Here is a 26,596-nt window from a genome sequence, read left to right as displayed (position 1 = left end):
AAGACGTCCGATAATGCAATATTATCGGACGTTTTATCTTCGCGACAGGCTGTGCGGTTTATTAGGAAAAAACTAGCAAAAACCGCACATCTGATTTATGCTGCTGCGCATGTATTCGATCACATCTGCGTCCTCTGCCACCTCCACATGGCCCGGCCACCTCCCAAGCTGGGCGCTGGCGCGTGGCCGTGACATTGACGAGCGGGATGCTGCTTTCGCCGCAGGTATCGCGCTGAAATCACTCGACGATTTGATCCGTTCGAATACACCATGGATAGGCTGCTGGCGTGATCGTCTTGCTCTCAAGTCAGCCGCCGTCGCGGCCAGGATGCTCGGTCGCAACGAGGAAGAGCCCGCGCTGCGGGACGCCGTTTTGTTGACGCCCGCGGACGGTGATCCCGGTCCTGCCGGGAAGCTGTTTTTGGCCACACGAATGCTATCCCGCCGGATCGGCATGCCGGGCACATCGTTTATAAAGGAATTGGCCACGCTTCTATCGATCCGGTGGGACGACAATCTTGCCTCGGTCCCTGATCTCGTTGATTCTGCCATCCAGTCCGGGCGTTCGGCACCTTTCGCGGTGGCGGACCTTATAATGGCGATTTCTACGGCTCGCCCGGACGCAGAAGTGTTAGCACTTGGTCTGGGCGAGATGGTGCTGGCTCAGAAGCTGAACTGGTCTCAACCAGTTCCCCTGGTGCTACCCGAGCGCTTTGGCCCAGCTTTCCGCACCATCGGTGGCCGGGGTCGCGTCAAGCCGGGTGAGTCAACCTATTCGAAAGCGATCTGCATGGCGATTGTCGATGGCGCCGAACTGGCACTTCGTTCCGCTGTGGAGATCGATCGCCGCGCTAGCCGTTTGTTGGCCATCGCAGCCAAAGTCAGGACCAGAGGAGCTGAACCGGTCATCCGTCGGCTGTTGAACGAAGACGCTGTATCCGCTTCGGCAGCCGGGGCCAGCCTGTCACGATGGGCGGCAAGCCGGCTGTTCGAGCGGCTCGAAGGCTTTGAGGCGATACGCGAGCTCTCGGGCCGGTCCTCCTTCCGAATATTTGGATTGTGACAATGGCAGGAGCGCGCGCAGCCAAACCCCGCCGTAAAGCCGAGGAACGCAAGCAGGAGATCCTGTATGATCGCGAGCTCCTGGACTTGCCGTCGGAAATGCGCTGGCGGGAATGGATGATGCGGGTCGAGGCGGTCATCTTTGCGTCCTCCGAGCCGGTCAGCCGCGAGACTCTGGCGCGGGTGGTCGGCAAAGACTGCAGCATCGACCTGCTGATCGACGACCTGGTCGGAGAGCTGCGAGATCGCCCTTATGAACTGGTCTCGGTCGCAGGCGGGTGGCAACACCGGAGCCGACCAAGGTTTGCCGAGACGATCCGTGCTTCGTCCGCGCCTCCGCGAGGCGGTGTGGCAGCGTTGTCTGAATCTGAGGCGATGGTGCTGATGGCTGTCGGATATTACCAGCCAATCACGCGCGGTGAGTTGTCAAAGATATTTGGCAAGGACGTCAGCCGCGATACGATCGGCGGTTTGCGTGGAGCAGGTTTTATCGGCTCCGGCCCACGGAGCCCCACTCCGGGCGCCCCATATACCTATGTCACGACGCCATATTTCCTCTCGGCCTTTGGCATGGAGACATTGCGGGACCTGCCAAATATCGAGGCGCTGGAAGACGCTGGTCTCTTAAGTAAGCAGGGTGGCTCGGTGGATACTGACCCGGCCATCGGGGACGACATGTTGGAAGATTGACAGCTTTCGGCTTGGTACCGCATTGCGCACTTCACAGGTATTGAAGGCGATCCTGCGGGCGACGATCGCTGCGCACGCCGTTGGTGCTTTGGCACAGCATTTTTATTTCCGGACAGATGTCCTGCGTCGCATGACAAGCGGCTAGCATCTGATCCGCGCCTTTCCGGCTGCCGCTGCAGCTTCGGCCATGTTGACGCGGCACCAGACTTCATCTACTCAAGTTTCCGGTAATGGATTCTGCCTGGCCATGGTGGCCGAACCGCTTCGCAGGATGAAGCTGATGACTCCTACTCAACTTGCCGCAGCCGGCAGAGGGGTAGAGTTGTGTCAGATTACCAACTATCGAATTCGATCGTCGTTGTGGCGTGCGCTTTTTCTGGAGCGCTCGCGTGATGATCCGTCAGTTTTCCAGCCTGCGCCTTCAGCAAATCCAGAGCATCGGCAAATGGGTTGCGGTCACCGTCCCGATGGCGATGATTGTCGGGTCCCTTGTCGCCTTTTTCCTCTGGAGCCTCGATCGCGCCACGGAACTGCGCTTCGCCTATCCCTGGCTGATCTTTCTGATGCCGATCGCCGGTTTTGCCATGGTCTGGGCCTACGGGCGCTTCGGCGGGACGGCTGAGGCCGGCAACAATCTTATCGTCGACCAGATCCATGAGCCAGGTGGCGGCGTGCCGCTACGCATGGCGCCCTTCGTCCTCGTCTCGACTGTACTCACCCATCTTGTCGGAGGGTCGGCCGGACGCGAAGGAACGGCGGTTCAGCTGGGCGGTAGTATCGCCAGCGCCTTAGCCAAACTGTTCAAGCTATCAACCGCCGACATCCGCATCCTGCTGATGGCAGGTATCGCGGCAGGGTTTGGGGCAGTCTTCGGAACGCCGATCGCCGGCGCGATCTTTGCGCTGGAGGTGCTGACCATCGGGCGCATGCAATATGAGGCCCTTCTGCCTGCTCTGATGGCGGCCATCTTGGCCGACTGGACCTGTCATGCCTGGGGAATCGGTCATATCCAGTATCATATCGCCTATCTGTCCAATTTCGATATCGGCGGCGCCTTCAATCTCGACGGTTGGCTACTGGCGAAAGTCTCTCTGGCAGGGGTGATATTCGGGTTGGTCGCCCATCTCTTTGCCGAGGCCAGCCACGATCTGTCGGCCCTCTTGAAAAAGGTGATCAGGTACGCGCCGCTAAGGCCCGTCCTCGCAGGGCTGGTCCTGATCGGCCTGACCTATCTTCTTGGAACTCGAGCCTATCTCGGCTTGGGGGTCTGGTCGCCTGATCCGGCGGACCCGACCATTCTCGGCTTCTTCCGCCCTGATCACGTCGATTACTGGAGCTGGTTGTGGAAGGCACTGTTCACGATCATCACACTCTCGGCCGGCTTCAAGGGTGGTGAGGTGACGCCGCTGTTTTTCATCGGTGCAGGGCTTGGCAGTGCGCTCGGCGGGCTTCTCGGCGCCCCGGTCGATTTGATGGCGGGACTTGGCTTCGTCGCCGTCTTTGCTGGCGCAACGAACACGCCACTTGCCTGCATGGTCATGGGGATTGAACTCTTCGGGGCCACCCATGGCGTCTATATCGCCACCGCCTGCTTTCTCGCCTACCTCTTCAGCGGCCATTCGAGCATCTATTTGTCTCAGCGTATCGGCGTCGTCAAATCGGCTGGTTCGGACCTGCCGACCGGTGTTCCGGTGCGCGCGATCCGCACGAAGGGCGGCAGAACGCCCGCGCCTGTGGCAACGCATGCAAATTCCCTCTCCATTCACTCCAATCTGACCGAAAGGCCTATCGTCATGACCCACACCGTCTCCTCACGCGAATTCGGCATGGTGCGCATCTATCTTCGCCCTGGGGAGAAAGTGAAGGCGGCTAAGCGCTGGTTCGGCAGCAAGCCGCTCTATCGTGAACTTGTGATCCAGGCGAAAGCGGCAGGGATCATCAATGCGGTCGCTCATCACACGACGTTCGGATACAGCAACCACGGCAAGATGCAGTCAGAAGGTGTGGAGATCCAGAACCCCAATCTCACCATGTGCGTCGAACTGATCGCGCCGAAGCAGGATCTCGAGACCTTCTGCCGGACGCACGGTGAGTTGCTATGCCGCAAGGTGGTCATCTACAAGCATATCGAGCAGTGGGAAGTCCTGGGTGAAGAGATTGCGGCGCAAGACGCGCTGTCGGGTCGCTTGTCGTCATCCAGCACGTTCTGAGGAAGCGATCATGGGATTTGTCATCGTATTTCTGGATGCAGGCGTCGGTGGTGCCGTCCGCCATGGTGTGAACCTTATAGTGGCCCATCTGCTCGGACTTGGTTTTCCATGGGCAACCTTATCGATCAATATCATCGGGTCATTGCTGATGGGTATCCTGACGGAGATTTTTGTCATGCGAACCGGGCTGCCGCAGGAACTGCGGTTGTTTCTGACAACCGGCATTCTTGGCGGTTTTACGACCTTCTCGACGTTTTCGCTGGATGCTGTAGGGCTTTGGGAAAGGGGAGAGACTAGCGCCGCCATCCTCTACGCCAGCGCTTCTGTCATCCTGGCATTCATTGCAGTGTTCGCTGGCATGGCGCTGGTGCGTGGTATGGTTGGAGGTCAAACGGCATGAAAAGTATTCTTCTTGGCTGGCCCTTCTGGGCGCTATTGTCGGCTGGCTTTGCGGCAATGACGGCTATCTTCGCAAAAGTCGGGGTCGAAAACGTCAATTCCGATTTCGCGACTTTCATTCGCACGATCGTCATTCTGGCCGCCGCCGGGATGATGGTCGATGTCACCGGAAACTGGCAATCGCCGGGTACGGTGTCCGGCCGTAGCTGGAGTTTCCTTGTTCTATCGGGCCTGGCAACCGGCGCGTCGTGGATCTGCTATTTCCGGGCGTTGAAACTCGGTGATGCCGCACGCGTTGCGCCGATCGACAAGCTCAGTGTCGTCTTTGTCGCAATCTTTGCCGTACTCTTTCTGGGGGAGCGTCTGTCGCTCCCCAATTGGCTTGGCGTCTGCCTGATTGCCTGCGGCGCTGTCCTCGTCGCTTACCGCGCCTAGAGCAGACCAGATGTCGAACCCACTCCGTCTCCCCATCTGGCAGGTCTGGTACGCGTGGCACGCAGTTCTACCAGAGGATGATCGTATATTCTGGCTGGAAGTCGTGTGGAGGCGATGGGAGCCGACGGATGGGCGATGGCGGTATCGCTCATTTCGAACACGAGACGAACGGGACGCAGAAGCTGCGTCGCAGGAAATCTGAATCAGGAGGAACACCATGCACGTTGTTGCGCTCATCCCACATCCTAAAACAGCCCTTTCCAGCCTGCTGATCGCCGACGCTGCATCAGCGGTCGAACCGGGATCAACAATCACGGCGCTCCATGTTTGCGTCGATCCCGCCAAGATCGGAGGCAGTGTAGAGGAAGTCGACATGCAGGAAATGCGGATCCGCGATGAGGGCACGGCCTCTCAGCGACGGAACGAGGTCAGAAAGATCTTCGAGGAGTGGTCGGCAGGGCGTGAACCGTCGCCGGCTGGCGCCAAGGTCGAGTGGGTGGAAGCTGATGGTGGAGAAGAAGACGGTGTCCGCAATCATCTCGGATCGGCCGATCTGGTGACCATCGCCCGCCCGCAATCGATGGACGGCGGCGACGCCCTGCATGCGGCGCTCTTCGATCATCATAGGCTGGTGGTTTTTACGCCGGATACTAACGGAACTGCGGTTTCTTTCGGCCGCTCGATTGCCATTTTCTGGAGGGACGATGACGAAATACGTTCTTGCCTTCAAAAGGCCAGAGCTTGGCTCCGCGCTGCTGATACATTGGTAATTCTCGCAGCACACGAGAACGAAGTCCCAGAGGCGGTTGGGTTCATTCAGTCACTGCATGTCAGCGGGACAGGGCGGCTGCAGACCTCCGTGGCGAAAAACGCCGACGAATTTCTGGAAAAGGCCAATAGGGGCGGTGCCGATACACTTTTGATGGGCGCCTACCGTCATGGCGCATTTCTTGAGGCCGTCTTTGGCGGGGCCACGAAGACAGTGATGGACCACACAAGTTTGCCCGCTTTTCTTAGCCATTAGGCCCAAATACGACGCATCTTCATGTGGAACTTCGCCCAAGGAATCCGTTCTACAAGCAAAAAAGAGTTCCATATCCTTGAGCGCAGTGAAAGAGTGAAAAATTATTTTGCTGCCGGGTGGAATAACGCGTGATTGCCAGCGTCTCTCTGCTGTCATTTCAACAAGGAGATCACACTATGCGCAAAACAGTTCTGATGGCTCTGCCGCTCGCTTTTCTCATGTCTACCGGTGCAGCCCTTGCTGGCCCTGCCATGGACATGGCCAAGACCCGTATCGAAGCGATTGCCAAGGGCGATGTCGCGACAATCACCAAAGACTACGGCAAGGATCCTTCCCTTGCCTGGATTGGTGGTCCGCTCGACGGCAGTTATGCGTCGGAAAAGGCGATTGCGGAAGTCTGGGCCAAATTCTCGACGGCACAGGGCGAACAGACCGCCACAGTCGGTGAACTCTGGGAGGCAGCCAATCCCAAGGGCGCGACCGTTGCCGCGAATGTTGTCTTTGCCGGCAAGAACAAGGTTCCCGTTCTTTACATCATGACCTATCGTGACGGAAAACTTGTCGACGAAATCTGGCAGGTCAACCCGCCTGCAAAGTAAGGCGACGGGTGGCCATGCCGGCTTCGCCGGTGTGGCCACCGATCCGAAGGGCTGATGATGTCGACAATGGCGATGCGACTGGAGGCTGAAATACCGGCATTGCGACGCTATGCCTTCGCGCTTCTGCGTGATCACAACCGCGCCGACGATCTCGTGCAGGATTGCCTTGAGCGTGCGATATCGCGCTGGTATCTGCGCCGGACTGATGGTGACCTGCGGGCATGGCTGTTTACCATCATGCGAAACCTGCACATCTCGGCTGGACGCCAATCCCAGCGCCGGGGTCCACACCACGACCTCGATACCGTTATGCTCCCCGGATCGCCAGCCGATCAGGATCATGGCATTGCCGTGCGCGATATACTCGAAGCGCTCGATAGGCTTTCCGACGATCAAAAATCGCTTCTGCTTCTGGTTGGCGTCGAGGATCTGTCCTATGAGCAGGCTGCTGCCGTCATTGGTGTGCCGGTAGGAACCGTGATGTCGCGGCTGTCGCGCGCCAGGCAGAAATTCCGATCTATCCTAGACAACAAGACGCCCGTGACCTTGCGAAGGGTAAAATGATGAACACCGGTTCGCCGATCGGCGAAGATGATCTTCAGGCTTACATTGACGGAAAGCTGCCGCCTGACCGTCAGGCGCTTGTCGACGCCTATCTTGCTGGTCATCCTGAAGTGAGCGCAAGGGTCACGCAACAGCTTGCGGACCGGGAAGCTTTGCGTGTGCGGCTGTCTGAAAAATTCGCAGAGCCCATTCCAGCGCGGCTGCGCATCGCCAACCTTCAGTCCAACGCAGCTTTGCGAAGACAAGGCTGGTATCGCTCCGCCATGACCGCTTGCATCTTCCTGGGAATAGGCCTGGCCGGTGGCTGGTGGCTAAAGCCTGAAGGCGTGCAAATCAACGCAGCGCGATTGTCCGAGGCGGGTTTTGCCGCGAATGCATCTGACGCCTATCGGACCTTCGTGGTCGAAGTAGCCCATCCGGTCGAAGTTGGAGCGGATGACGAGGCACATCTGGTCACATGGCTGTCGAAGCGATCCGGCCGGGCACTGACGCCACCGAACCTTTCGGCATTCGGGTATAAGCTGCTCGGCGGACGCGTCCTTCCGGGCGGTGGCGCTGCGGCTGCACAACTCATGTACGAGGATGACAAAGGCGAGAGGCTGGCCGTTTATCTACGCGCCGGCCAATCAGCGCAGACAGCGTTCACGTTTGAAGAGAAAAACGGCGTGTCCAGTTTTGTCTGGGTGGATCAGGGGTTCGATTTCGCGGTATCCGCCTCGGTCGATCGGGCAAAGCTCCTTCCGATCGCAACTGCGATCTATCAAGGAATGATTTGAATCCGGTCAATCTCAGTGCGGTGTCAAAAATGACTGCGGCATTGTAAGAACGCCGCAGTCAACTTGTTTTGGGGTTGCCCGTAACAGGTAGCCAAACTGTTAGTTGCTCTGCAAGACCGCATTTGCTAGCGGTTCTGTTCCCTCAACGAGGATAACCTTAGGTGTCTTGGAGGCTTCGCCCGGTTTAACGATGGAGCGGGTCGGACTGGTGGCAGATGCCATCGCGGCACCTTTGGCATCTGTCTTGAACGCCACGATCGGTTCCGGCTGACCTTCGAACAACAGCGCATAAGCCGTGTCCGGCTTCAATTTCGAAACGCTGAGATCTACGATATCGATCAGGCCAAGATTGCGCGAGACGACCATTCCGCCGCCTTGCGCATCTGCGGCAGGCTTCAGCATAAGTGTGATGTTCTCCGGCATGTCCTTGCGTGGTTCAAGGTTTTGGCGGCCATCGCCTGTCGGGACCGCATCCGGAACGTAGATCAGCGCTTGTGGGGCCTGGCCTGAGGGGATATGGGCGATCTTCTCATTCTTCTGAGTGTCGATCACGTCCACCGCGTCGCCATTTTCGAGGCCAACAAAGACGCGGCTGCCGTCGCCCGAACCCCAGACACCGTGCGGCAAGGCACCGACGGGAATGGTGGCTATCAGCTTGGCCTCGTCGTTCAGCGTGTAGACTTTTACGACGTTCTCGCCGCCGATGGTCACATAAGCCAATGTTCCGGCGGATGTTTTGGCGAACGCCAGATGGTTGGTGATCGGACCGCTATCGATCACGCCCTTGACTTTCAATGTCTTGGTATCAATCCGCGTCACCTTGCCGACATCCTTGTGGGTTAGCCAGGCTTCCTTTCCATCTGGTGTCACCTGAATGAACGGTGAGAATGGGGAGACCACCGGAATGGATGCGAGCAGCTTTTTCGACGCGACATCGAACACCTGAACGACCGAATTGAAGCTGTTGGCCACAAAGGCGCGCTTGCCGTCTGGCGTAAAGATCGTCATGCCGGGACCGCTCTCGGTCTTGATGCGATCGGTCTCCTTGAATGTCTTCGCATCAATGACCGAAAGGTAATCCTCGCCACGCACGGTTGCCCAGACGTGTTTGCCATCCGGCGTGAAGAAGGCCTCGTGCGGGTTGCGGCCGATATAGGCGACACCTTTGATCTTGTTTGTCGCGGTATCGATGAAGGTCACGGAATTGGTCACCGTCGAGACGGCGACGATGGTACGGTGATCCGGCGAGAAGCCAAGGCCGTGGACGTTGACCTCACCCTTGTAAAGCGGGCTCAAGACATTCGGGCGTGGGTCGCCGAGCTTGATCAGGCCGAGAAGCGTGTTGGTCGATGGATCGATGACAGATACGGTGTTGCTGTTCTGGTCAGCAGCATAGACCCGGTCCTTGGATTCGGGCAGGGCAAAGGCTGGCGTGCTCGCCATCAGGGCGATCAGCAGGGCTGCGGAACGTGTCATTTCGAAGTCTCCGGGTTGGCGGCGACGGAGCCGCGCTGTTGTGTGAGCATCGAATTCATCAACTGAATTTCGTAAGCCTGCTCTGTAATGATCGACTGGGCGAGGTTTCGGATCTGCGGATCTTTGGTGGTGAGCAACACAGCCTTGGCCATGTCGATGGCGCCCTGGTGATGCGGGATCATTTGCGCCAGAAAATCGTGGTCTGGATTGCCTGTTTCGGGGACCGCCATCATGCCGGCATGCATTTTGTCCATGGCGACCTTCATGCTTTTGGAGAACGCAGTGGAAGTGCCGCTATCTTCCATGCTCATCGCCGGATGGTGGTCGTGGGACTGCTCAGCAGATGCACTTCCCACAAAGACGAAACTGGCAACAAGTATGAAACTGTAGACGCGCATGGCAAAATCCTTTTGGCTTGAGTGGATAAGAACGCTGTGGGTCGCCGTTTATTCCATTGCTCATCCGTATTTGTTCTCACGTCGGCGTGAGCGGTTGGCACGCGCGGTACTTGCCGGTCTGCGCTAAGAATTATGGAAGGCGTATCTTGACACGAAGCGTGCCGAAATACTGCTTGCTCATATGCCGCCAAGAGGATCACGCGCGGCGGATCCAATCTGCCTGTGAACGATGTCTGAGGGCGATACCCGCAGCGGATTACGGTATGGAGAATGAACAGTCGGTTGGAACAGGGCGAAAAAGCACACATTCTAAGCCGTTCGACGACGGCGCCCAGTCGTCCGTCTTTTCAGAGGAAAACCAGCCTGGTCGATCGTAGGAAAACTTCCCACAGGGAATTCCGCCACTCTCAGATTTTGGTTTCACTCCAGGCTGGCGGTGGCTTTCATGACTGCTTTGGCGACCTCGTTGAAACTCATTTCAATCCGAACCTGGTGGCCGTTGACGAAAAACGATGGCGTGCCGGCGACTCCGAATTTTTTGTTCGCTTCGGTTGTCGCAGCATTGAGCTTGTCGAGATAGGCCTGATCGGCGACAGCGCGATCGAAACCCGCGCGGTCGATGCCCATGCTAGCGGCGATCTCGCGCAATGCATCCTCGGCATTGGCGGCGCCGGCAATCTCATCGAATTTCGTCATGAAGGACGATACCGTCTCGTCGAATTTGTCTCGGCCCCGCGCATTCGCCAGCATGAAGATAACGGCATCCACCGAGTTTCGCACGAAGGGCCGGTAAGCGATCTTCAACTTACCCGATGCGACATATGTATCATGCAGTTTCGGCAGGTCTCGTTCATGGAAGTCGATGCAGTGGCTGCAGGTTGGGGAGGAATAGACGACAAGCGTCACTGGAGCGGTCTTCTCGCCAACGAAGCTGTCTTGGAATACGGCCGGGTTCATCAAATCCTGCACGGGTTCGGCCTTGGCCGATGTCACGCATCCCAAAGCAATGCCGACGATCACGGCCATCATACGAAACGTCATGTCTTCTCCTGTTCGGTTACGAGAAAAAACACTCCGGCATGAGCAATGCCGGAGTGTTTCGATCATCAGTCGGCCTTGAGGCAGGGCGAGACGAAGAGCGAGCGGTCAAGAGTGCCCTTTATCGTCTTGGCCGCGACCAGCAGCCACATGCAGACAAGTGCAGTAACAAGAACCGCGCCAAAGATCGCGATAGACGACATCGGCACCATCGTTGAGAGACGAAGTGTGGCGACGGCAAACACGCCAAGCGGGAAGGTATAGCCCCACCAGCCGATATTGAATGGCAGGCCCTCGCGAAGGTAGCGCAGGGTGATCAGGACAGCAGTCGCCAGCCACCAGATGCCGTAGCCCCACAGGAGGATCGCGCCGAGGAAGCTGGCACCACCGAAGGCCGGAGCAACGCTCGCCAATCCATTCGCCGACAACACGGCGGGTCCGGTCTGGCTCATGACGAGAAGACCAAGGGCACCGGTTCCGATCGGGCCGAGAGCCAGCCAGCTCGAGGCGGCCATGTTGACATGCGGAAGCTTGTGGACCGCCATGCGCAGGAAAAGGATCACGAGCACGCTCATGGCCAGCGGAACCGAGCAGGCCCATAGGACCAGGCTGGTCATCAGCACCGTCAACTGCGTTTGAGCGTCGGCGATGTGGGGCAAAAGCAGGCCACCGCTGACGGCCGCCACCTCGCTCGCCACGATCGGCAGCAGCCAGACCGCTGTCATTTGGTCAATCGAGTGGGATTGGCGCGTAAACATCATGAATGGGATTGCAAGACCGCAGGCCAGCGACAGTGTGACGTCGATCCACCAGAGCGTCGTTGCGATTGCCACCGCCGTGTCGCCGATATGCGGGATGCCATAGATCAGGAAGCCATTTATAATCGTGGCCAGTCCCATCGGGATGCAGCCAAAAAACATCGACACGACAGAATGCGAGAAGACGCGGCTTGCCTCATGAAAATAGAGCAGCCAGCGTGCCGTGTAGAGCGTTGTGCAGGTGGCAAATAGCAGGATATTGAAGAGCCAAAGCGCCTGACCCATCGCGAAAAGCCACGGATGCCCAGGAAACTGTGCGAGAGCGACCGAAAGGATGCCGGTGCCCATCGTGGTCGCGAACCAATTTGGCGTAAAATTTCGTATGACGTAGCCCTGCATAGGAACGTCCGGGGCTGGCGTGACCGGCCTCTTGAAGGCAACAACCTTGTGCATCGAATTTCTCCTGATCGTTGAGGAGAAAATACGAGGGTACATCGATCAGTTCCAACGCATAGTTCAGGATATTTCGATCGCCGTTTTCGATTGATCGAGTTTTGCGGCGGCAGCTTCGAAAGCCGCGTGAAGGCGGTCGCGCAGCGTCGGCGAGGTATTGATCAGCGTCGGGCTCGGATGGGGGCAGAGTATCACCTCAATGCCGGCATCCACCAGTACCCCTTCAGCACCGCTCGCCACCGCGCCCGCCAGGATGGCGACACGTAGGTTCGGCAGCAGCGGCAGAAGGCCTGCAAGTCCCATGATGCCCTCGCGCCGCTCGCTGGCCACGATCGAGCCTCGGGTTGCGCGGACCCACGGGACTGTATTCCACAGAACGATGTCTCGGCGCGATATCCCTGCGCCAGTCAGCGCCGTGCGCAGGTTCTTCGCCGTGCCGGTCGGGTTATCGATCGAAACGAAACGCCGGCCGCGTTCGACCGGACTTGGTCCAGGCGTCTCCAAAAGGATCAGCAGTCTTGCGCTGATACCGCCATCGTATGGATCGAAGTTCGGCATATCCCGGTCGGAGTTGAGCTGAAGGTGCTCCCGGAAGGCGTTCAATGGCTGCATATGCGCGCTGTCAAGCGCGGCCAACCGCTTCTCGCGTCGATGCTCGTGCCAGAGCGTATCAGGTCCGCGATAGGTCATCGTGTCTATTCCGACAACAGGGCTTCGAACGCATCGGCCGCCTTGGAGCGATACCGCTCCTTATGCCGGAGCAGGAAGAATGGCCGCGGAAGCGGAGAAGCATTGGCCTCGACCAGCAGGCCGCTGTTGAGTTCGGTCTGGGCAGCACTTCGCGATGTCAGTGTTGCCCCCATGCCGGCCTCGACTGCGCCGAGCACGGCCTCGTTTCCGGGCAGGACAATTGCAACGTTCAACGCCTGCAGCTTCAATTTCTCTTTCGTCATCATCGTCTCGAAGGCGAGCCGTGTTCCCGATCCGGGTTCGCGAAGAACCCATGTCGCGTCTTCAAAATCGGCTTTTCCGAGCTTTTTGCCTTTGGTCCATGGATGAGTTGGCGACACGACGAGGATCATCTCATCCGTGGCGATCATGCGCGACGACAAGGCCGGTCTGTCGACCGCGCCCTCTACAACGCCGAGCTCAACCCGCCCTGCCTCAACCGCGTCGCCTACCGCCTCGGTATTGCCGATCCTGACGTCGAGACCGAGACCAGGATAGCGTGTGTGAAACTTCGCTAGCCTGGAGGGCAGCCAATAGGCACCAACAGTCTGGCTCGCCATAATCGACAATTCCCCGCGCAAAAGTCCGGCAAGGTCGCTTAGCGCAGACTCGGCGGCTTTCGCTTCAGCCAAGACCTGAAGTGCATGCTCGAGAAAGATCGTTCCGGTTTGGTTTAGGACGATAGAACGACCGATCCGGTCGAACAAAGCCACGCCGTGCCGTTCCTCAAGCGCGATGACCGCAGCACTGACGGCCGACTGCGTCATATTCATCGCTTTGGCAGCCTTGGTGATGTGCTGTTGGCGGGCGACTTCGGCGAAGATGCGCAATTGGTCGAGGGTCATGAGGATAGCAACCTTGAATCTGCTCCGAGTTATAATCGATTTATCCGAATGTTCGTAGCAAAATTATGCGATGGAACTGATGCAGAATGGCGCTAGTTTTCTCTTACCAGATACGGAGGAAATACCATGCTGAAATCCATCATCACCGGCGCGGTGATGCTTGTCGCCACGACAGCACCAACGCTTGCCGCCGATATCCACGTCTATGGTCCCGGTGGACCACTCCCTGCCATGAAGGAGGCGGCAGCCGCCTTCGAGAAAAGCTCCGGCAACACGGTGATCGTTACCGCCGGCCCAACGCCGCAATGGATCGGCAAGGCTAAAGACAATGCCGACCTGATCTTCAGCGGCTCAGAGACGATGATGTCGGATTTCGTGAAGGCGATGGACGGCCAGATCAAGGACGCCGATGTCGTACCGCTCTACGTGCGTCCTTCCGCTATCCTGGTGCGTCCGGGGAACCCGGAGAAGATCACCGGCCTCGCTGATCTGTTCAAGCCCGGCCACAAAGTGCTTGTCGTCAATGGTGCCGGGCAGAACGGTCTTTGGGAAGACATGGCCGGACGAACCGGCGACATTGAAAAGGTGAAAGCTCTTCGCGCCAATATCAAGACCTTTGCCGCCAACAGTGCCGAAGCCAAAAAAGCCTGGACCGAGGACAAGTCCTTCGATGCCTGGATCATCTGGAATATCTGGCAGGTCGCCAATCCAAAACTCGCAGATGTCGTCGAGGTCGAACCGGACTATCGCATCTACCGAGACACCGGGATCGTGCTGACCGAGCGCGGAGGCAAGAATGCCGACGCCAAAGCGTTTTCGCAATTCCTTCAGGGCCCTGAGGCCAAGGCGATTTTTGCCAAGGCCGGCTGGACCACGCCCTCGAAATAACCCTATACCGTCTCAGGAAAGATAACGACCATGCAATCCACTCCCAAAAAGATCGCTGTGACCGGTGCTGCCGGCCAGATCTGCTATTCCCTGCTGTTTCGGCTGGCGAATGGTGACCTTTATGGCAAGTCGCAGCCGATCGAACTTCGACTTCTCGATCTGCCTCAAGCCCAGGACGCCGTACGCGGCGTCGTCATGGAACTGGAAGACTGCGCCTTTCCGCTGCTGCACAACATCGTCATGACGGATGATCCCCGCCAGGCGTTCGAAGGTGTCGATGCGGCGTTCCTCGTCGGCTCCAGACCGCGATCAAAGGGTATGGAACGGCGGGACCTGCTTGCTGCGAATGCAGAGATCTTCAAGGTGCAGGGCAGGGCGATCAACGAAGTCGCCGGACGCCGGGCCAAAATTTTGGTGGTTGGCAACCCTGCCAACACCAACGCTTCCATCCTGATCGCCAATGCTCCGGACTTTAACCCAAGGCAGCTCAGCTCGATGATCCGGCTTGATCACAACAGGGCGTTGACCCAACTGGCGCGCAAGGCCGCCTGTGGCGTCGGCGACATCGACAAGCTCGTTGTGTGGGGCAATCACTCGCCGACCATGTTTGCCGACTGGACCTATGCAACGGCTGCCGGAAGGCCCTTATCCGAGACCATCGCCGACGACCATTGGTACAAGGAGGTGCTGATCCCTGAGATCGCAAGGCGTGGCACCGCCATCATAGAGGCGCGCGGCGCGTCGTCCGCGGCATCCGCCGCCAATGCAGCGATCGATCAGATGCGTGATTGGATGCATGGCACGGATGGGCGCTGGACATCGATGGCTGTTATATCGCAGGGGCAGTATGGCATACCGGAGGGTCTGGTGTGTGGCGTACCTGTGATGTGCGAGGACGGTGATTATAGCGTCGTTGAAGGTCTCGATCTGGACGGGTTTCAGAAGAGTAAGCTGGACAAAACGATAGAAGAGCTTGTCGGAGAGCGCGACGCCTTATCCTGATATGGTGGGATGGGGAGGCTGGCACAGAACCTGTGCGGAGATTGCACGCCTGTTCTCCGCAAAATTTCTGAGAATAGGCGCCAGCCTCCGAAGAGGCGAATGCCGCCACGACGATCAGCGAGCTGCAGCTTGACGGGCTGGTTCAATTTTATCTTTCATAATCCGCTTCGACCGCCGAATGGGAAGGACGAAGCCCTCATCCAGATAGGCGTCGTCGGGGATGAAGCGCTCGAACAAGCGTATCCGGCTGGAAACCGACATAGTCGGTAGAACTGCGATCAAATCTTGTCGCCAAGGCCATTTCGGCGGATTGTTCGTCGCCAGGATGTTCGCCACTGTACCGATAGAACGATTGATTATCTGTTCAAAGTATTGCGCTTCAATGGTCACCGGCACCTTGGATGCCCGCCGCAGGTCATAAGCGCAAGAGGTGCAGACATGCTGGCCGACAAGCCGTGGCTGAGCGAAGGCAGTAATTCCGCGGTGGCACGATGGGCAACGGTCGCGTAATCCGCACCTGTGGATAAAGCAGGAGATTCTAGTCGAGTGTCGCCATCCCCTCCGAAAATATGGGGGCTGATCAGAATCGAGGCACGCAGGACAGAATTGCAGCCACGTCGAAGCAGCACGACGGGCTTTGATGACCAGTGGTAGCGGCATGTGTCTGTAATCACATGGCTGCAAGGCCATTGACGACAATCGGTCTCTCGGAATTCCAGATCCCTCCGAGAGCTGGTCCAAGACATCGTCCTGAAGTTTTAAATCGAACCTGGCAGACCACATTCTGTGGCGCAGTCCAAGAACGCGCGCAAAATCTCGCGGTGCTACGCCATTGGCAGAAGCGATCCGATGTAACCAGCTCGACAGGAGTTCGTCGGCGTGTGGTTCTACTTTAACCGGCCACCGTTCATACACAACGTCCCGGTAGCGCTCCTGCGGAATGACCACCATCAGTGACGGCCCAAGCAGGCTCAAAGAAGCGCCTCACGAATGGGCCCATGCCGTCTTTTGGACAGCGGAATGTACCGCAGGTTATCGATGGAGGATCTGGTGATACGTTCGTCTCCCTCCTGGATTGCTGCAATCGCGGCCTTGGTCAGGATCGCGACGATCTCTCCGATCAGCCCCTCGGAAAGACCAAGAATGTGTCGGGCCTTTCGCTCCGCCGACAGATCCGAGCTGCGTGCGAGGGGCAAGGCGGCCTCGAGACTGTCCAACAATGACAGGTAGGCCTCATCGTACGACCAGCGCGGAATCGGAAAGAGTTCGAACCGACTCGCCATCTCGCTGGTTGCACATATGTAGTCGTAAACCGTGACCTCTCCGACCAGAACCGGCGAGATATCGTATTGCCGACCAATGCGACGCAGAAATGCGAAGACTGCTTCAACGTCACGCGGCCGGCCCCTAAGCGCGTTGTGGAATTCGTCAAAGATTAGGACCTTCGGCCTGAGCGCCGCAAGGAGATGGTCGAGCTGCTCCGCTTTGCGTCCGACAGTCCACACATCGCCGCCCGGCGCGTTGAGCGCGTGGAGAATGCTGGCGTAAAAATGGCCAAGTCCTGCACCTTCCCGGGTCTGGACGATCCAGACCTTCTGGTCTGCGGAGGCCTTCAGGCAATCCACGGCAAATCGTTCGACGATCATCGTCTTGCCATTGGCGTAAGGCCCGACAATCATCAGCCCTTGCGTGCGCAGTGAAGGAGGGCGTGACAACAAATCCGATAGCCGCTGATGGCTTTCGATCGCAGCTTGATGCCCGATCCACCTCGGAGCTCGGATATACGCGATCCGCTCCTCAATGGTGCGGTCGAGATAGGGGCGAACATGTTCGAAGAGGTGATCTTCCATAGCCGACTACCAGTCTTCGACCTGTAGTCGGGCCTTTGGCCGCTCTTGCTGGATCGTTTGTATCGGAACTGATTCCGATGTTTCAGCCATTCGTTTTTCCGCGGGCGCGGCATAAATGCCCCGCGCCGCATTGCGCAGCCGGCGCTTTGAAAGCCCGGCGGTGTTTGCAATCGTGGTCATTTCCCGGCGCAGCGAGACGATCTCGACGCTGGATCGGCCGCTCAAGTCGCGCCTCCGTGCCCTTTCGGCCCGATGCTCCCACAGTGTGATACTGGCGACCACGCCATCTCGCCGCTCCACTGCCCGAAACACTTGTGTTTCGGGGTCGCGAACAAAGATCTGGCTTATATTGCGGGGATCGTATCGCACTTCGAGCTTACTGAGCCGATCTCGTTCCGGCACCAGCCTGCCAATCCAACTCGAATAGTAGTGCAGCGCGAACAGACTGATCCCTTGAGGCGACAATTGCCTCTGACCGGCCGGCAAGAAGGAGAGCAGCACATGGTGCTGGTCGTCGATGATATGAGGGTGGCCTGACGCACGCTGCTCCCACTCCTTGACGGGAATGTTCAGCGTTTTCGGATTTTGATGGCGATTATGATCCAGGATCGCCAGGACCACGCACCGCTCCAATTCGGAAAATGAGAGGCGGGCACGGTGTTCGGCAGGATATTCGTCACGAGCTGCCACGGAACGTTTCGTGGTGCCCGGTAATGTTGCCAACACACCGTTCAGCTTTCCTAGAAGCCGTTCCACGACGCCGCCGTGGTGAACCCGAGCGCGATCCCGATATCGAATGCGGATCCCGTATTCGTCGCAGCCTCGCTGAAAAGCATGCCCCTTGAACTCCATCGCCGAGTCGGCCACAAGCAGCCGGGGCCTTCCATACATTGGCCAGTCATGGCGAATATCGCGCGATGCGAGCCAGCCATCCTTGGGGCAAATCGCCTGCGCAAGGCAAAGCGCCACCGACAGCACCGAGGGTTTTTCCAGCGATAGGCAAAAGCCCAGGATGGCACGGGTGGCAACGTCGGTCACCAGTGTCAGATACGCCCGCCCGACGAAAACCCCGGCCCCATCGATGACCTCGACGAAATTTACATCCGTCGGCGTGTGGTCGATCTGGCAGACATCTAATGGGTTTGTTGCATGGATGTATCCAGGCCGTGGCTTCAGCCGCAACAAATGTTTCGGATTGGCCGAGCGCTTCCTCGCGATCGTTTCGGCTGAAAACAATTCAGGGATCCTGCGCGCGACAGTGACATACGATGGCTGGGACAGGCCTGCCTCCTCGCAGCGCGCGCGGATTTCGGCGACGACCGGAGCCAATGGCGGCGCTTCGAGGGTGAGCCACTGCTCCTGCAAAGTTCTCGCAACGATAGCTTCGACGTCCGCCGAGATCCGCTTTCGCCGGGGGCCGGATGTGCGCGGCAGGAGCGCGGTCACCGTTCTGTCGGTTCGATATCGGGCCAAGAGATTGTATATTTGTCGGGACGACAGCCTCAATTCCGCAGCAGCGCGGTCAATGGCCGATTTGCGCGAACCGTATCCTTCCAGGATGCGATCCAGTTGGTCCGCGAGCCTGCGCGCAGCCGCCCAATCGGCTTCAGTAGATTCACGGGCAGGTGTCGATCGGCAATATTGAAATGGATTTGGCACATCTGGCCTCATCGAAATCGTTAGCGATAATCGTTCCTACCAATAACGCCTAACTCTAACAGCCTAATGACGATTTCCAGTTTGAAACCTCAAAGTAAAAGCCACACCGCCGTCGCGCTTGCCCGCCTCGACGAGCGCATTGCCCGCTCCCCCGTCGGTGAGGGCTTTCTCGAGCGCGCGCATTTCCTCGACGCGCATGCCTCGCTCTGGGTCGATGGCGAACTCGTTCATCTCGAAGACCTCGTCCTGCATGATGGGCTTCGAGATATCCGCGCCCCCACCCACGAACTCAACATCGCCCGCGACATCCTGAAAACACGCCGCCGCATTGCCGCCCATCCACCCGCCTGGGCTCTCTCGGCCCAAGGCCTCGCCTCCCTTCGCGGGCGGGCGTGGCCCGCGGCATCATCGGGAGGAGACGGGGAGGGGGTGCCAGATGGGAATGTTGAGGTGGGCGGCACTGGGGCTGGGCTAGGGGAGGCCGAAGATCCTGATGCCGACGGTCTGAGTGATGCGTTTGCCGCGATCGATGCGGTGCTCGCCCGGTCCGGGGCCGCGATCGAGGAGGCGAAGGCGCCGGGGCGTGTCAAAGCGGCTCCAGACAAGAATCCGTTCGTTTACGACCTTGACTGGGATGAGGACGAGCGGCTGGCGGAGTGGCAGGCCGTGCTGGCGCGCGCCCAGGATCTGCCGCCGGTTCTGCAGGCAACCGTCGCCCTCGATGCCTGGAATGAGATCGCTGTGCTCCAGCATGCGCCCTGGCTCGGCAGGCTGCTGGCCGCCTCAATCCTTCGTGAGGGCGGCATTACCAATGGCGTGCATCTCGCGGCGATTAATCTCGGGCTGAAGGCCATCCCCGTCGATCGGCGCCGGCATCGAGATCGGGAGACGCGGTTGCTCGCGATCGCAAGGGCGCTAACAATCTCCGCCGAGACGGGGCTGAAAGAACATGACCGGTTGGTGCTCGCGCGGCAGATGATGATGCGCAAGCTGGAGGGGCGGCGAACGTCGTCCAGGCTGCCGGAGCTTGTTGAGCTCGTCATGGCGCGGCCGCTGATTTCCGCCGGCATGGTGGCGAAGACGCTTGAGGTCACGCCGCAAGGGGCGAGGCGCTTCGTGCAGGAATTGGGTTTGAGGGAGATGACGGGGAGGGGGAGGTTTCGGGCGTGGGGGATACTTTAGTTCGCAGGCGCTGGCGTACCCCCTCGGCGGGGCTTTGCGAAGCCGTATTCAGGACAGAGTCTATCGCCGCTTTTTGGGCGGATAAGGCTCTCTAGCAATTGCATCCCAGTCGGCAACGTCCGCGACCCGTATTCTGGCCGTCACATCGCTGTTACGATCGACCAAAACTTCGAGGACATGCCCTCCATAGCATAGCCTACTATACATAGCGACGTTTTTGAATTCGCGTTGCAGCAGAGCATACTCGCCATATGGTGTGACATTCCCGAAGCCGGCAGAGTCGTAGTCGCCGAGGTCTAATTCGCCGCGGTTCGCTTATACCGACGAGACCCAATTTGGTGTCTCGATCAGACATGTGATCAGGGCCCCGACAACAGTGTTAAAGCGATTTTCCAGCTCTATATCACCAGCCTCCCGTAGGTAGTCGTCGAACTCCTGTGCGCGCGCCATGATCGAGTTGTAAGCGGCAAGGAGACCCCATCTGGCGCTGCGGATGCTGGGCAGGGTATTTCGGACATACGAATTCTCTGAATGTGATGATCTATGTCTAAACCTGCGGCTAGCCTTGGATTGATGCGGATGATCGAGGCGGTGCCTGATTGTCTTGAGGGCTCGCCGCGACAGTTGCGGCGTTTCTGGTCTGACGAGTTCAAGGCCACAGCGGTTGAGCAGGCCTGTCAGCCCGGCGTGAACATGTCGGCAATCGCGCGGCAGATCGGGATCCTGCCGTCTCAACTCTACCGGTGGCGCAGAGAACTGTTGGGCAGTGATGAGCCTGGGCAAGCAGCAGTGGTAGCCGATCCGCAGATCGGCGGATCTGACCACGACTCCGTCGTTGAGATCATGATTGGCAATATCGTCGTGCGGGCCGACCGGCATGTCGAAGAAGCGCATCTGCAGCGTGTCATCCGCGCGGTTCGCTAAGCATGATCCCCGCAGGTGTAAAGGTCTTCCTCGCCAGCCATCCCATCGACTTCAGGCGCTCAAGCTCGTCCTGCGCCGCATCGTAAGCCGTGGCGTCTTCCTCGGAAAGCTCCACCGAATGCCGATAGACCCGGCGCATCCCGTGGGCGTGGGAGAAGTCGAGATCGGCGGCGGTCCACTTCCAGCCCTCGGCCTGCTGCACTTGCGCCGCGATCCCTTCCAGCTTTCCGATGGCAAGCCGTTCCAGCAAGGCGGGGTCTTCAAAGAACCCTCCACGATCTTCGGTGAACAGGTCGCGGATGATGGTGCCGCCTGCCTCGGTATAGGCTTGCGCGCCGACCAAGACCGCGCCGCGATCCGTCGCCGCCACGTTTATCTTAATCAGGTTGCGCCGGATGATGGACGGATCGCGGTTGCAGGACAGGTTCTCAAAGACGTGTTCCTGCCGCGTGTGGTCGTCGGTGATGGCGAAGGCCATCAACTGGTCCAAGGTCAGGCCGCCATCTCGATAGACCTGCAACAGCTTGGGGCTGACAGCGCCGAGACGCATACGCTGCTTGACGACATGCGCGGTGACGCCAAACCGGGCGGCGATTTCCTCCGCGCCCCATCCCCGGTCCTCGAAAAGCTCGCGGAAGCGCTCGAACTGGTCAGCGGGGTGGAGGTCTTCGCGCGTGACGTTCTCGTCAAGGCTGATCTCGGCGGCATCGTTCGCCGTATCGATGACGCAGCGGATGGGTCCGGTCTTCTTGATCTGCTTGCGCTTCACGCGCAGCATCTGCGCCAGCCTGCGGCCTTCCCCGATGCTGACGAGATAGAAGCCGATCGGCTCGCCTTCGCCATTCGTTTCAGGCTCCCCCACTAGATTTTGCAGGATGCCCTTGGCGGCGATGCTCGCCGCCATCGCTTCGATAGACGCCTCGCTGTGCGGGGTCTTGCGGGCATTGTTGGGGTGCTTCTTGAGCTTGTTGAGCGGGATGAAAACGGTCGTGCCGTGTTCACCCTTCGGTCACGCTCGGCCGGGTGATTGAGGTGTGGTCGTTCGTCAGCGAAAGTTGCGGTTCTTCAATATGTGCGCGGCATCGGAGAGCAGCGCCAAGCTTTCAAAACCAACCCGCCGATTACTTCGGCGACGAGGTAGGTCGAGGTGAGCGCAAGCGCCCACCCCAACATTTCGCGTTCGCGCCGGCAGTGTGATCGTGACTGTAGCCGGCACCTTGATGGTCATGCGCCGTGGGGCATCTCCTCATATTGGCCTGCCGGACGTTCGTTGCGATCAGCAGCGCGTTGCCCAAACCGGGCATAGAGAGTGGGAAGAACAAACAAGGTCAGCAGCGTCGCCGACCGTCGGGCGGATCGGGCCCCACGATGGGCGCATACCGAAGGAGCCATACGGCGAGACGCTCAAGGGCCTCGGCGTCGGCAGCGGGATCAGCGTCCTGCACGATGAGGTCAGGCACGAGGACCTGCGCCTTGGTTACAGGCATGCCGGCGCGCAGGCCGGCGTCTGCGCCGCGGTATCTCATGCAACGCGCCAAGAGCGAGGCCGCCGCCTGGGAGCCGCGAGCCGACTTCGGCAATCCCGAAAGGGAGAACCGATTTCTCGCGCCGGCTCCGGCCTTCGATCTTTTCGATCTGCGCGTGCAATGACTCTATGGCGGGCTCGAGCCGCAAGCTTCCTGTTGACCTCCGGGATCGGATTCGGCATCATGTTCCTTATTTGTTCTAATTTTAATCGAGAGAGTCAAGGCCCAGTCGTGACGTCACCCACGGAACCTCCTAGCGCCAAAAATGTCTGTCGCCCGGCCGCTCGGCGGGCCGACTGCCGCAGCTTCGCGTCCCACCGGGCAAAAGAATGGTTAGGAACCTCTATGGTAGAGAGGAATCGATGGCACTTTGGTACGGATTCCGATAGCGTTAGCGAAGCAAGCGGAAGCCAAAAGCGTCTGAGCAGGCGACAATATAGCGAGGCCCAACCGAAGAAAGGAGGCGAGCATGTCCACTAAGCAAATTCTCGCCCTCCTGAACTCGCATATCGACGGGGATGAGGACCAGCTCCTGTCGATCGCCTTGCAGATCGCCGCCCAAGAGGCTCGTCAGGGCCGTCCCGAAGACGCCGAGAAGCTGAAACGACTCGTCCAAAAAGCGCGTGACCAGCGGGGCACAGGCAAGCCTGCCGGTGGCCAAACTCCGATCCCGCTCGCCCGGCCGCGCGGCGAATTGCAGGGCCTCGTCGAGAGCGCTTATCCCAAGGTTGCGCTCTCGAGCATGGTGCTCTCCGACGAGATCGCCAGGCGGCTAAGGCGCGTTGTCCGGCAGCAACAGGAGCGTGCGACGCTACGCGAGCACGGACAGACGCCCGCCACGCACATGCTCCTCGTCGGCCCGCCGGGGACGGGCAAGACGATGACAGCCTCGGCTCTGGCCGGCGAATTGCGGCTTCCGCTGTTCACTGTACGGCTTGAATCGCTTTTCAGCCGATTTTTTGGCGAGACCGCCGGCAAGCTGCGCCTGTTGTTCGACCAGATTGCGCAGACGCGTGGCGTCTATCTCCTTGACGAGTTCGACGCGATCGGTTCTCGCCGAGGCGACCCTAACGATGTTGGCGAAATACGCCGGGTTCTGAATTCGGTGCTGGCCTTCATGGAGGAGCCTAATTCAACCGACAGTCTCGTGCTGGCTGCGACAAACCATGTCGAGATTCTGGATGAAGCCCTGGCGCGTCGTTTCGACGAAGTGATCGAATACACACTGCCGGACACGGCCTCTGCGCGGGCGATCATTGAACGCCGGCTAGGTAAGTTCAAGTTCGCGTCGAAGGCGTGGGCTGGCATTGAAAGCGTGCTCGAAGGGCTGAGCCAGGGCGAACTGGTCCGCGCGGCCGATGCGGTCGTCAGGGACGCCATTCTGGAAGGCGCATCGAAGGTGTCGCCTGGTGCCTTGTACGACGCGCTTGAAAATCGACAGACTTTGAAGGGCAAGTTCCGTCGCCAATCCGGCCGTTAGGCAGGCTCCGCCGATCTGATCGAAATGGAACACGTATGAAGAAGTAGGAGCCTATGGCGGAGCCTGATAATTTCGACACGAGAGACCGCGCGCATATCTCGATCGACGTCTTTCGTGAAACAGCAGCCTACACTTTCCCCTCACGCAATCAGGAACGCAAACCCCTCCGGGGTGACTACGCGGCGCATGCGACGCAACTCCTCGATCAGCTCACCGTGGCGCTGGGGACGGTTCCGGCTGCCGCCGTTGACCCGCGGCTGTCCGTACAGGGGCTGAAATCAGGCACTGTTGTGGAGGTCACGACGCTGCCGCCGGCAGAGGGCTCTCGGACCAAGGCGGTGAAGGTGCCCGCGGCGCTGGAATTTCCCACCCAGGACGTGGTGATCCTGCGATCGGAGCGTAACGCGGATCGCACCGAAAGCGCGTTGGTGTTCGTGCCGGACGATGCACGCACCTTCCTACGCAATCGCATCACTGACTATGGCCGCGATCCGGGCAACCAGAGACGCCCCGATGTCGAGCGGTTCGAGGTGATCGAGGAAGTCAGGGCCGTGGAAGCCGTATCGCTGTTCACCGGCGCCGTGGACCTGGCTGCACCGGACATCCTGTGGTGGGAGCTGTGGGTTCGCCAACCGATCGCGCTGGCCGATCGCCTGGCGGCGGCGGCCCGCAATGCGAACATCGATGTGCACGATGATCGCCTGATATTTCCCGATACCACCGTCGTTTTCCTTCATGCCGCCGCTGCGGAAGTAGCAGCGTTCGCGGCGCGCGTGCCAGGCGCCATCACCGAAATTCGCCGCGCGACAGGAACGATCGAGCCATTTCTCGACCGCGGCGAGACCGGTCTTGGACAGCATGATTGGGTGGCCGAGTTGGCGCAGCGCGTGAACCCGCCGTCTGCTGATGCTCCCGTGGTCTGTACGCTCGACACGGGTGTCATGGCGGCCCATCCATTGATTGCGCCTGGTCTGCGCGGCGCTTGGGCTTACGATCCTGCCTGGGGCGCGGACGACCATCACCCGCATGGCGGTCACGGCACTCCGCTTGCCGGACTCGTCCTCTACGGCGACTTCGAACCTTTGATGAACGATGCGCGTCCTGTCGAGCTCACCCACGGCGCGGAATCCATGAAACTGCTGCCGCCCGGCGGTTTTCCGCCAACAAAGCCGCCCAGCTATGGGGTGGTGACACAAGGCGCTGTTAGCTCGGTCGAGATTGAGCGGCCAGATGCGGTGCGAAGCTTTTGCATCGCGACGTCCGCCACCGATTTTCCACCGAGCCGGCCATCGACTTGGAGCGGTGCAATTGACCAGATTGCAGCCGGTGCCATGCCAGGCGAGGCTGATGACGCGGTCCCGGCGGCCGAACGCCCCAAGAGACTGATCGTTGTCGCCACCGGGAACGTCTCGGGTGGCATGGCGGTGGACGTTTTGCCTTCGCAGCCCTTGGAAGACCCATCACAGAGCTGGAACGCCCTGACCATCGGCGGCTTTACACGCAAGGAGCAGCCGCCGGCTCCGCCGCCCGTCTTGCAGGCCGCGGTCCCGGCCAATCACCGCAGCCCGTTCAGTCGCGGGTCACAGTCGCTCCCCGACGACCTGACGCCTATAAAGCCGGAAGTGTTGTTCGAGGCCGGCAATATGATGTCGGACGCAACCGGCTTCTGCGGCTGGGACCCGGCGGTCTCCCTCCTGTCGGCCGGCTCCGATGTCGCGGCTGAACCGCTCGTCCCGTTCTGGGCAACGAGCGCTGCCGCCGGCATGGCCGGAAACTTCATCGGTCGCCTTCAAGCGGCTCGGCCCGACCTGTGGGCAGAGACGCATCGCGCGCTGACCGTGGATTCGGCCCGATGGCCCGAGCCGATACGGAAAAAGTTCATCGGCACCGGAGCCCACTGGAAGACCGGGAAAGCGGCCACCAAGGGCAAGAAGCAGGAGATGCTTCGCGAGTTCGGATACGGCGTGCCAGACATCGACCGAGCGATCCTGTCAGCGCGCAACGACGCCACGCTTGTCGCGCAGGCTGAGATTCAGCCCTTCGAGATCGGTGCGGACGGCCGGACGGGCGTGTTCAACGAGATGCATTTCTACGATCTGCCTTGGCCAAAAGCCGCGTTGGAGCAGCTCGAAAACGAGATTGTCACGATGAAGGTGACGTTGTCGTATTTCGTAGAGCCGAACTTGGCGGGCAAGGCGGCAACCCGACCTGACACATATCGTTCCTTCGGGTTGCGGTTTGACATGAAGAAGCGCACCGAGACGGCAGCTCGGTTTCGTAGCCGGATTTCCGCGAGTCAGGCCAAGGACGGCACTGAAGCAGATGGCGAGGCCAGTTGCTGGCTTCTAGGGCCAAAAGCTATCCAGGCGGGATCGCTGCATTGCGACCTGTGGCGCGGCAGGGCGATCGAACTGGCAGGGCACGACGCCATCGCGGTCTATCCGGTTGGGGGGTGGTGGAAGTCGCACGTCGGCCAAAAGCGCGTGGCTGACAAAGCGCGATACGCTCTGGTCATTTCAATCTCCGCGCCCGGTCAGGAAATCGATCTCTACACCGAGATTAGTACACTGGTCGAGAATAAGGAGATCGAGGTTCTACTCGGTTAGCACGTCGATGCAGAAACGAGGCG

25 protein-coding genes, 4 pseudogenes and 1 riboswitch are annotated in these 26,596 nt (G+C 59.3%); of the genes and pseudogenes, 17 read left to right on the top strand and 12 right to left on the bottom strand.

From position 1 onward, the window contains the following. The first annotated feature begins 109 nt into the window (after positions 1-109). The 11 genes and pseudogenes from QZ862_RS05215 to QZ862_RS05165 all read left to right on the top strand — a co-directional run bounded on the left by QZ862_RS05215 (position 110) and on the right by QZ862_RS05165 (position 7,759). Complete coding sequence (locus tag QZ862_RS05215) at positions 110-1,063, top strand: DUF1403 family protein (protein WP_296097950.1); 954 nt, start codon at positions 110-112, stop codon at positions 1,061-1,063. A 2-nt stretch (positions 1,064-1,065) separates the two neighbouring features. Then, positions 1,066-1,752, top strand: a complete 687-nt coding sequence (locus tag QZ862_RS05210; protein ID WP_296097949.1) for an SMC-Scp complex subunit ScpB — start codon at positions 1,066-1,068, stop codon at positions 1,750-1,752. 31 nt (positions 1,753-1,783) lie between these two features. Further along, positions 1,784-1,897 (top strand): annotated as a pseudogene (locus QZ862_RS05205) (cytochrome b); the annotation flags it as partial. Between the two features lie 72 nt (positions 1,898-1,969). After that, positions 1,970-2,049: riboswitch (Fluoride riboswitch) on the top strand. A gap of 95 nt (positions 2,050-2,144) precedes the next feature. Continuing rightward, positions 2,145-3,962 (top strand): voltage-gated chloride channel family protein, encoded by a 1,818-nt coding sequence (locus QZ862_RS05200; RefSeq protein ID WP_075627910.1) that lies wholly within the window; start codon positions 2,145-2,147, stop codon positions 3,960-3,962. A 10-nt stretch (positions 3,963-3,972) separates the two neighbouring features. Beyond that, positions 3,973-4,362 (top strand): fluoride efflux transporter CrcB, encoded by a 390-nt coding sequence (crcB, locus tag QZ862_RS05195; RefSeq protein ID WP_075627911.1) that lies wholly within the window; start codon positions 3,973-3,975, stop codon positions 4,360-4,362. Continuing rightward, a complete protein-coding gene (locus tag QZ862_RS05190) occupies positions 4,359-4,796 on the top strand; it encodes an EamA family transporter (RefSeq protein ID WP_296097947.1) in 438 nt (145 codons plus the stop codon). Before crcB ends, QZ862_RS05190 begins: the two co-directional genes overlap by 4 nt. A 10-nt stretch (positions 4,797-4,806) precedes the next feature. Next, entirely contained in the window at positions 4,807-4,998 is a 192-nt protein-coding gene (locus tag QZ862_RS05185) for a hypothetical protein (RefSeq protein WP_075627913.1), read from the top strand. 15 nt (positions 4,999-5,013) lie between these two features. Further along, complete coding sequence (locus tag QZ862_RS05180) at positions 5,014-5,820, top strand: universal stress protein (protein ID WP_075627914.1); 807 nt, start codon at positions 5,014-5,016, stop codon at positions 5,818-5,820. A gap of 176 nt (positions 5,821-5,996) precedes the next feature. Beyond that, the gene (locus tag QZ862_RS05175) at positions 5,997-6,419 is read left to right on the top strand and encodes a hypothetical protein (protein WP_075627915.1); all 423 of its coding nucleotides are present in this window, start codon (positions 5,997-5,999) and stop codon (positions 6,417-6,419) included. Between the two features lie 57 nt (positions 6,420-6,476). Beyond that, positions 6,477-6,983, top strand: a complete 507-nt coding sequence (locus tag QZ862_RS05170; protein WP_075627972.1) for a sigma-70 family RNA polymerase sigma factor — start codon at positions 6,477-6,479, stop codon at positions 6,981-6,983. Next, positions 6,983-7,759, top strand: coding sequence for an anti-sigma factor (locus QZ862_RS05165; protein ID WP_236769786.1), 777 nt, complete (start codon positions 6,983-6,985; stop codon positions 7,757-7,759). Before QZ862_RS05170 ends, QZ862_RS05165 begins: the two co-directional genes overlap by 1 nt. A gap of 99 nt (positions 7,760-7,858) precedes the next feature. Here the strand turns inward: QZ862_RS05165 and QZ862_RS05160 are convergent, their stop codons facing one another. The 6 genes from QZ862_RS05160 to QZ862_RS05135 form a co-directional block, all read right to left on the bottom strand. Further along, positions 7,859-9,235, bottom strand: a complete 1,377-nt coding sequence (locus QZ862_RS05160; RefSeq protein WP_296097944.1) for a YncE family protein — start codon at positions 9,233-9,235, stop codon at positions 7,859-7,861. Next, positions 9,232-9,633, bottom strand: a complete 402-nt coding sequence (locus QZ862_RS05155; protein ID WP_075632868.1) for a DUF305 domain-containing protein — start codon at positions 9,631-9,633, stop codon at positions 9,232-9,234. The genes QZ862_RS05160 and QZ862_RS05155 overlap by 4 nt, the downstream gene beginning before the upstream one ends. A gap of 420 nt (positions 9,634-10,053) precedes the next feature. Continuing rightward, positions 10,054-10,674, bottom strand: a complete 621-nt coding sequence (locus tag QZ862_RS05150; protein ID WP_075632869.1) for a thioredoxin domain-containing protein — start codon at positions 10,672-10,674, stop codon at positions 10,054-10,056. 65 nt (positions 10,675-10,739) lie between these two features. After that, positions 10,740-11,882, bottom strand: coding sequence for a TDT family transporter (locus QZ862_RS05145; protein ID WP_078057769.1), 1,143 nt, complete (start codon positions 11,880-11,882; stop codon positions 10,740-10,742). Positions 11,883-11,945: 63 nt separating this feature from the next. Then, positions 11,946-12,572, bottom strand: coding sequence for a uracil-DNA glycosylase family protein (locus QZ862_RS05140; protein WP_075627920.1), 627 nt, complete (start codon positions 12,570-12,572; stop codon positions 11,946-11,948). A gap of 5 nt (positions 12,573-12,577) precedes the next feature. Continuing rightward, entirely contained in the window at positions 12,578-13,456 is an 879-nt protein-coding gene (locus QZ862_RS05135; RefSeq protein ID WP_075627921.1) for a LysR family transcriptional regulator, read from the bottom strand. A gap of 126 nt (positions 13,457-13,582) precedes the next feature. Between QZ862_RS05135 and QZ862_RS05130 the strand changes: the two genes are divergently transcribed. Together QZ862_RS05130 and QZ862_RS05125 are read left to right on the top strand one after the other, a co-directional pair. Then, positions 13,583-14,344: a substrate-binding domain-containing protein gene (locus QZ862_RS05130; RefSeq protein WP_075627922.1), complete on the top strand. Its 762-nt coding sequence runs from the start codon at positions 13,583-13,585 to the stop codon at positions 14,342-14,344. Positions 14,345-14,374: 30 nt separating this feature from the next. Further along, on the top strand, positions 14,375-15,346 hold the full coding sequence (locus QZ862_RS05125) for a malate dehydrogenase (protein WP_296097941.1): 972 nt from the start codon (positions 14,375-14,377) through the stop codon (positions 15,344-15,346). 114 nt (positions 15,347-15,460) lie between these two features. Here the strand turns inward: QZ862_RS05125 and QZ862_RS05120 are convergent, their stop codons facing one another. The 4 genes and pseudogenes from QZ862_RS05120 to QZ862_RS05110 form a co-directional block, all read right to left on the bottom strand. Beyond that, the gene (locus QZ862_RS05120; RefSeq protein ID WP_236769788.1) at positions 15,461-15,742 is read right to left on the bottom strand and encodes a hypothetical protein; all 282 of its coding nucleotides are present in this window, start codon (positions 15,740-15,742) and stop codon (positions 15,461-15,463) included. 123 nt (positions 15,743-15,865) lie between these two features. Further along, a pseudogene (locus QZ862_RS21300) lies at positions 15,866-16,297 on the bottom strand (TniQ family protein); the annotation flags it as partial. A gap of 20 nt (positions 16,298-16,317) precedes the next feature. Continuing rightward, positions 16,318-17,196 carry a TniB family NTP-binding protein gene (locus QZ862_RS05115; protein ID WP_075627925.1) on the bottom strand — a complete coding sequence of 293 codons (879 nt, stop codon included), beginning with the start codon at positions 17,194-17,196 and terminating at the stop codon, positions 16,318-16,320. Positions 17,197-17,202: 6 nt separating this feature from the next. Next, positions 17,203-18,867, bottom strand: coding sequence for a Mu transposase C-terminal domain-containing protein (locus QZ862_RS05110; RefSeq protein WP_078057771.1), 1,665 nt, complete (start codon positions 18,865-18,867; stop codon positions 17,203-17,205). A 54-nt stretch (positions 18,868-18,921) separates the two neighbouring features. Between QZ862_RS05110 and QZ862_RS05105 the strand changes: the two genes are divergently transcribed. Both QZ862_RS05105 and QZ862_RS05100 read left to right on the top strand, forming a co-directional pair. Further along, entirely contained in the window at positions 18,922-20,037 is a 1,116-nt protein-coding gene (locus QZ862_RS05105; protein ID WP_296097939.1) for an RHE_PE00001 family protein, read from the top strand. Between the two features lie 579 nt (positions 20,038-20,616). After that, positions 20,617-20,961 (top strand): transposase, encoded by a 345-nt coding sequence (locus QZ862_RS05100; protein WP_296097937.1) that lies wholly within the window; start codon positions 20,617-20,619, stop codon positions 20,959-20,961. 52 nt (positions 20,962-21,013) lie between these two features. Here the strand turns inward: QZ862_RS05100 and QZ862_RS05095 are convergent. Both QZ862_RS05095 and QZ862_RS05090 read right to left on the bottom strand, forming a co-directional pair. After that, positions 21,014-21,940, bottom strand: a pseudogene (locus QZ862_RS05095) (ParB/RepB/Spo0J family partition protein); the annotation flags it as partial. A 364-nt stretch (positions 21,941-22,304) separates the two neighbouring features. Further along, positions 22,305-22,487, bottom strand: a pseudogene (locus tag QZ862_RS05090) (DNA polymerase Y family protein); the annotation flags it as partial. A 469-nt stretch (positions 22,488-22,956) separates the two neighbouring features. Between QZ862_RS05090 and QZ862_RS05085 the strand changes: the two are divergent. Together QZ862_RS05085 and QZ862_RS05080 are read left to right on the top strand one after the other, a co-directional pair. Then, positions 22,957-23,967: an ATP-binding protein gene (locus QZ862_RS05085; RefSeq protein ID WP_296097935.1), complete on the top strand. Its 1,011-nt coding sequence runs from the start codon at positions 22,957-22,959 to the stop codon at positions 23,965-23,967. A 53-nt stretch (positions 23,968-24,020) separates the two neighbouring features. Next, positions 24,021-26,573: a S8 family peptidase gene (locus QZ862_RS05080; protein ID WP_296097933.1), complete on the top strand. Its 2,553-nt coding sequence runs from the start codon at positions 24,021-24,023 to the stop codon at positions 26,571-26,573. Positions 26,574-26,596: the final 23 nt, after the last annotated feature.

It is taken from the genome of uncultured Agrobacterium sp., assembly GCA_913777615.1.
GTDB lineage: Bacteria > Pseudomonadota > Alphaproteobacteria > Rhizobiales > Rhizobiaceae > Agrobacterium.
This window is presented reverse-complemented; position numbering and strand designations above follow the sequence as displayed.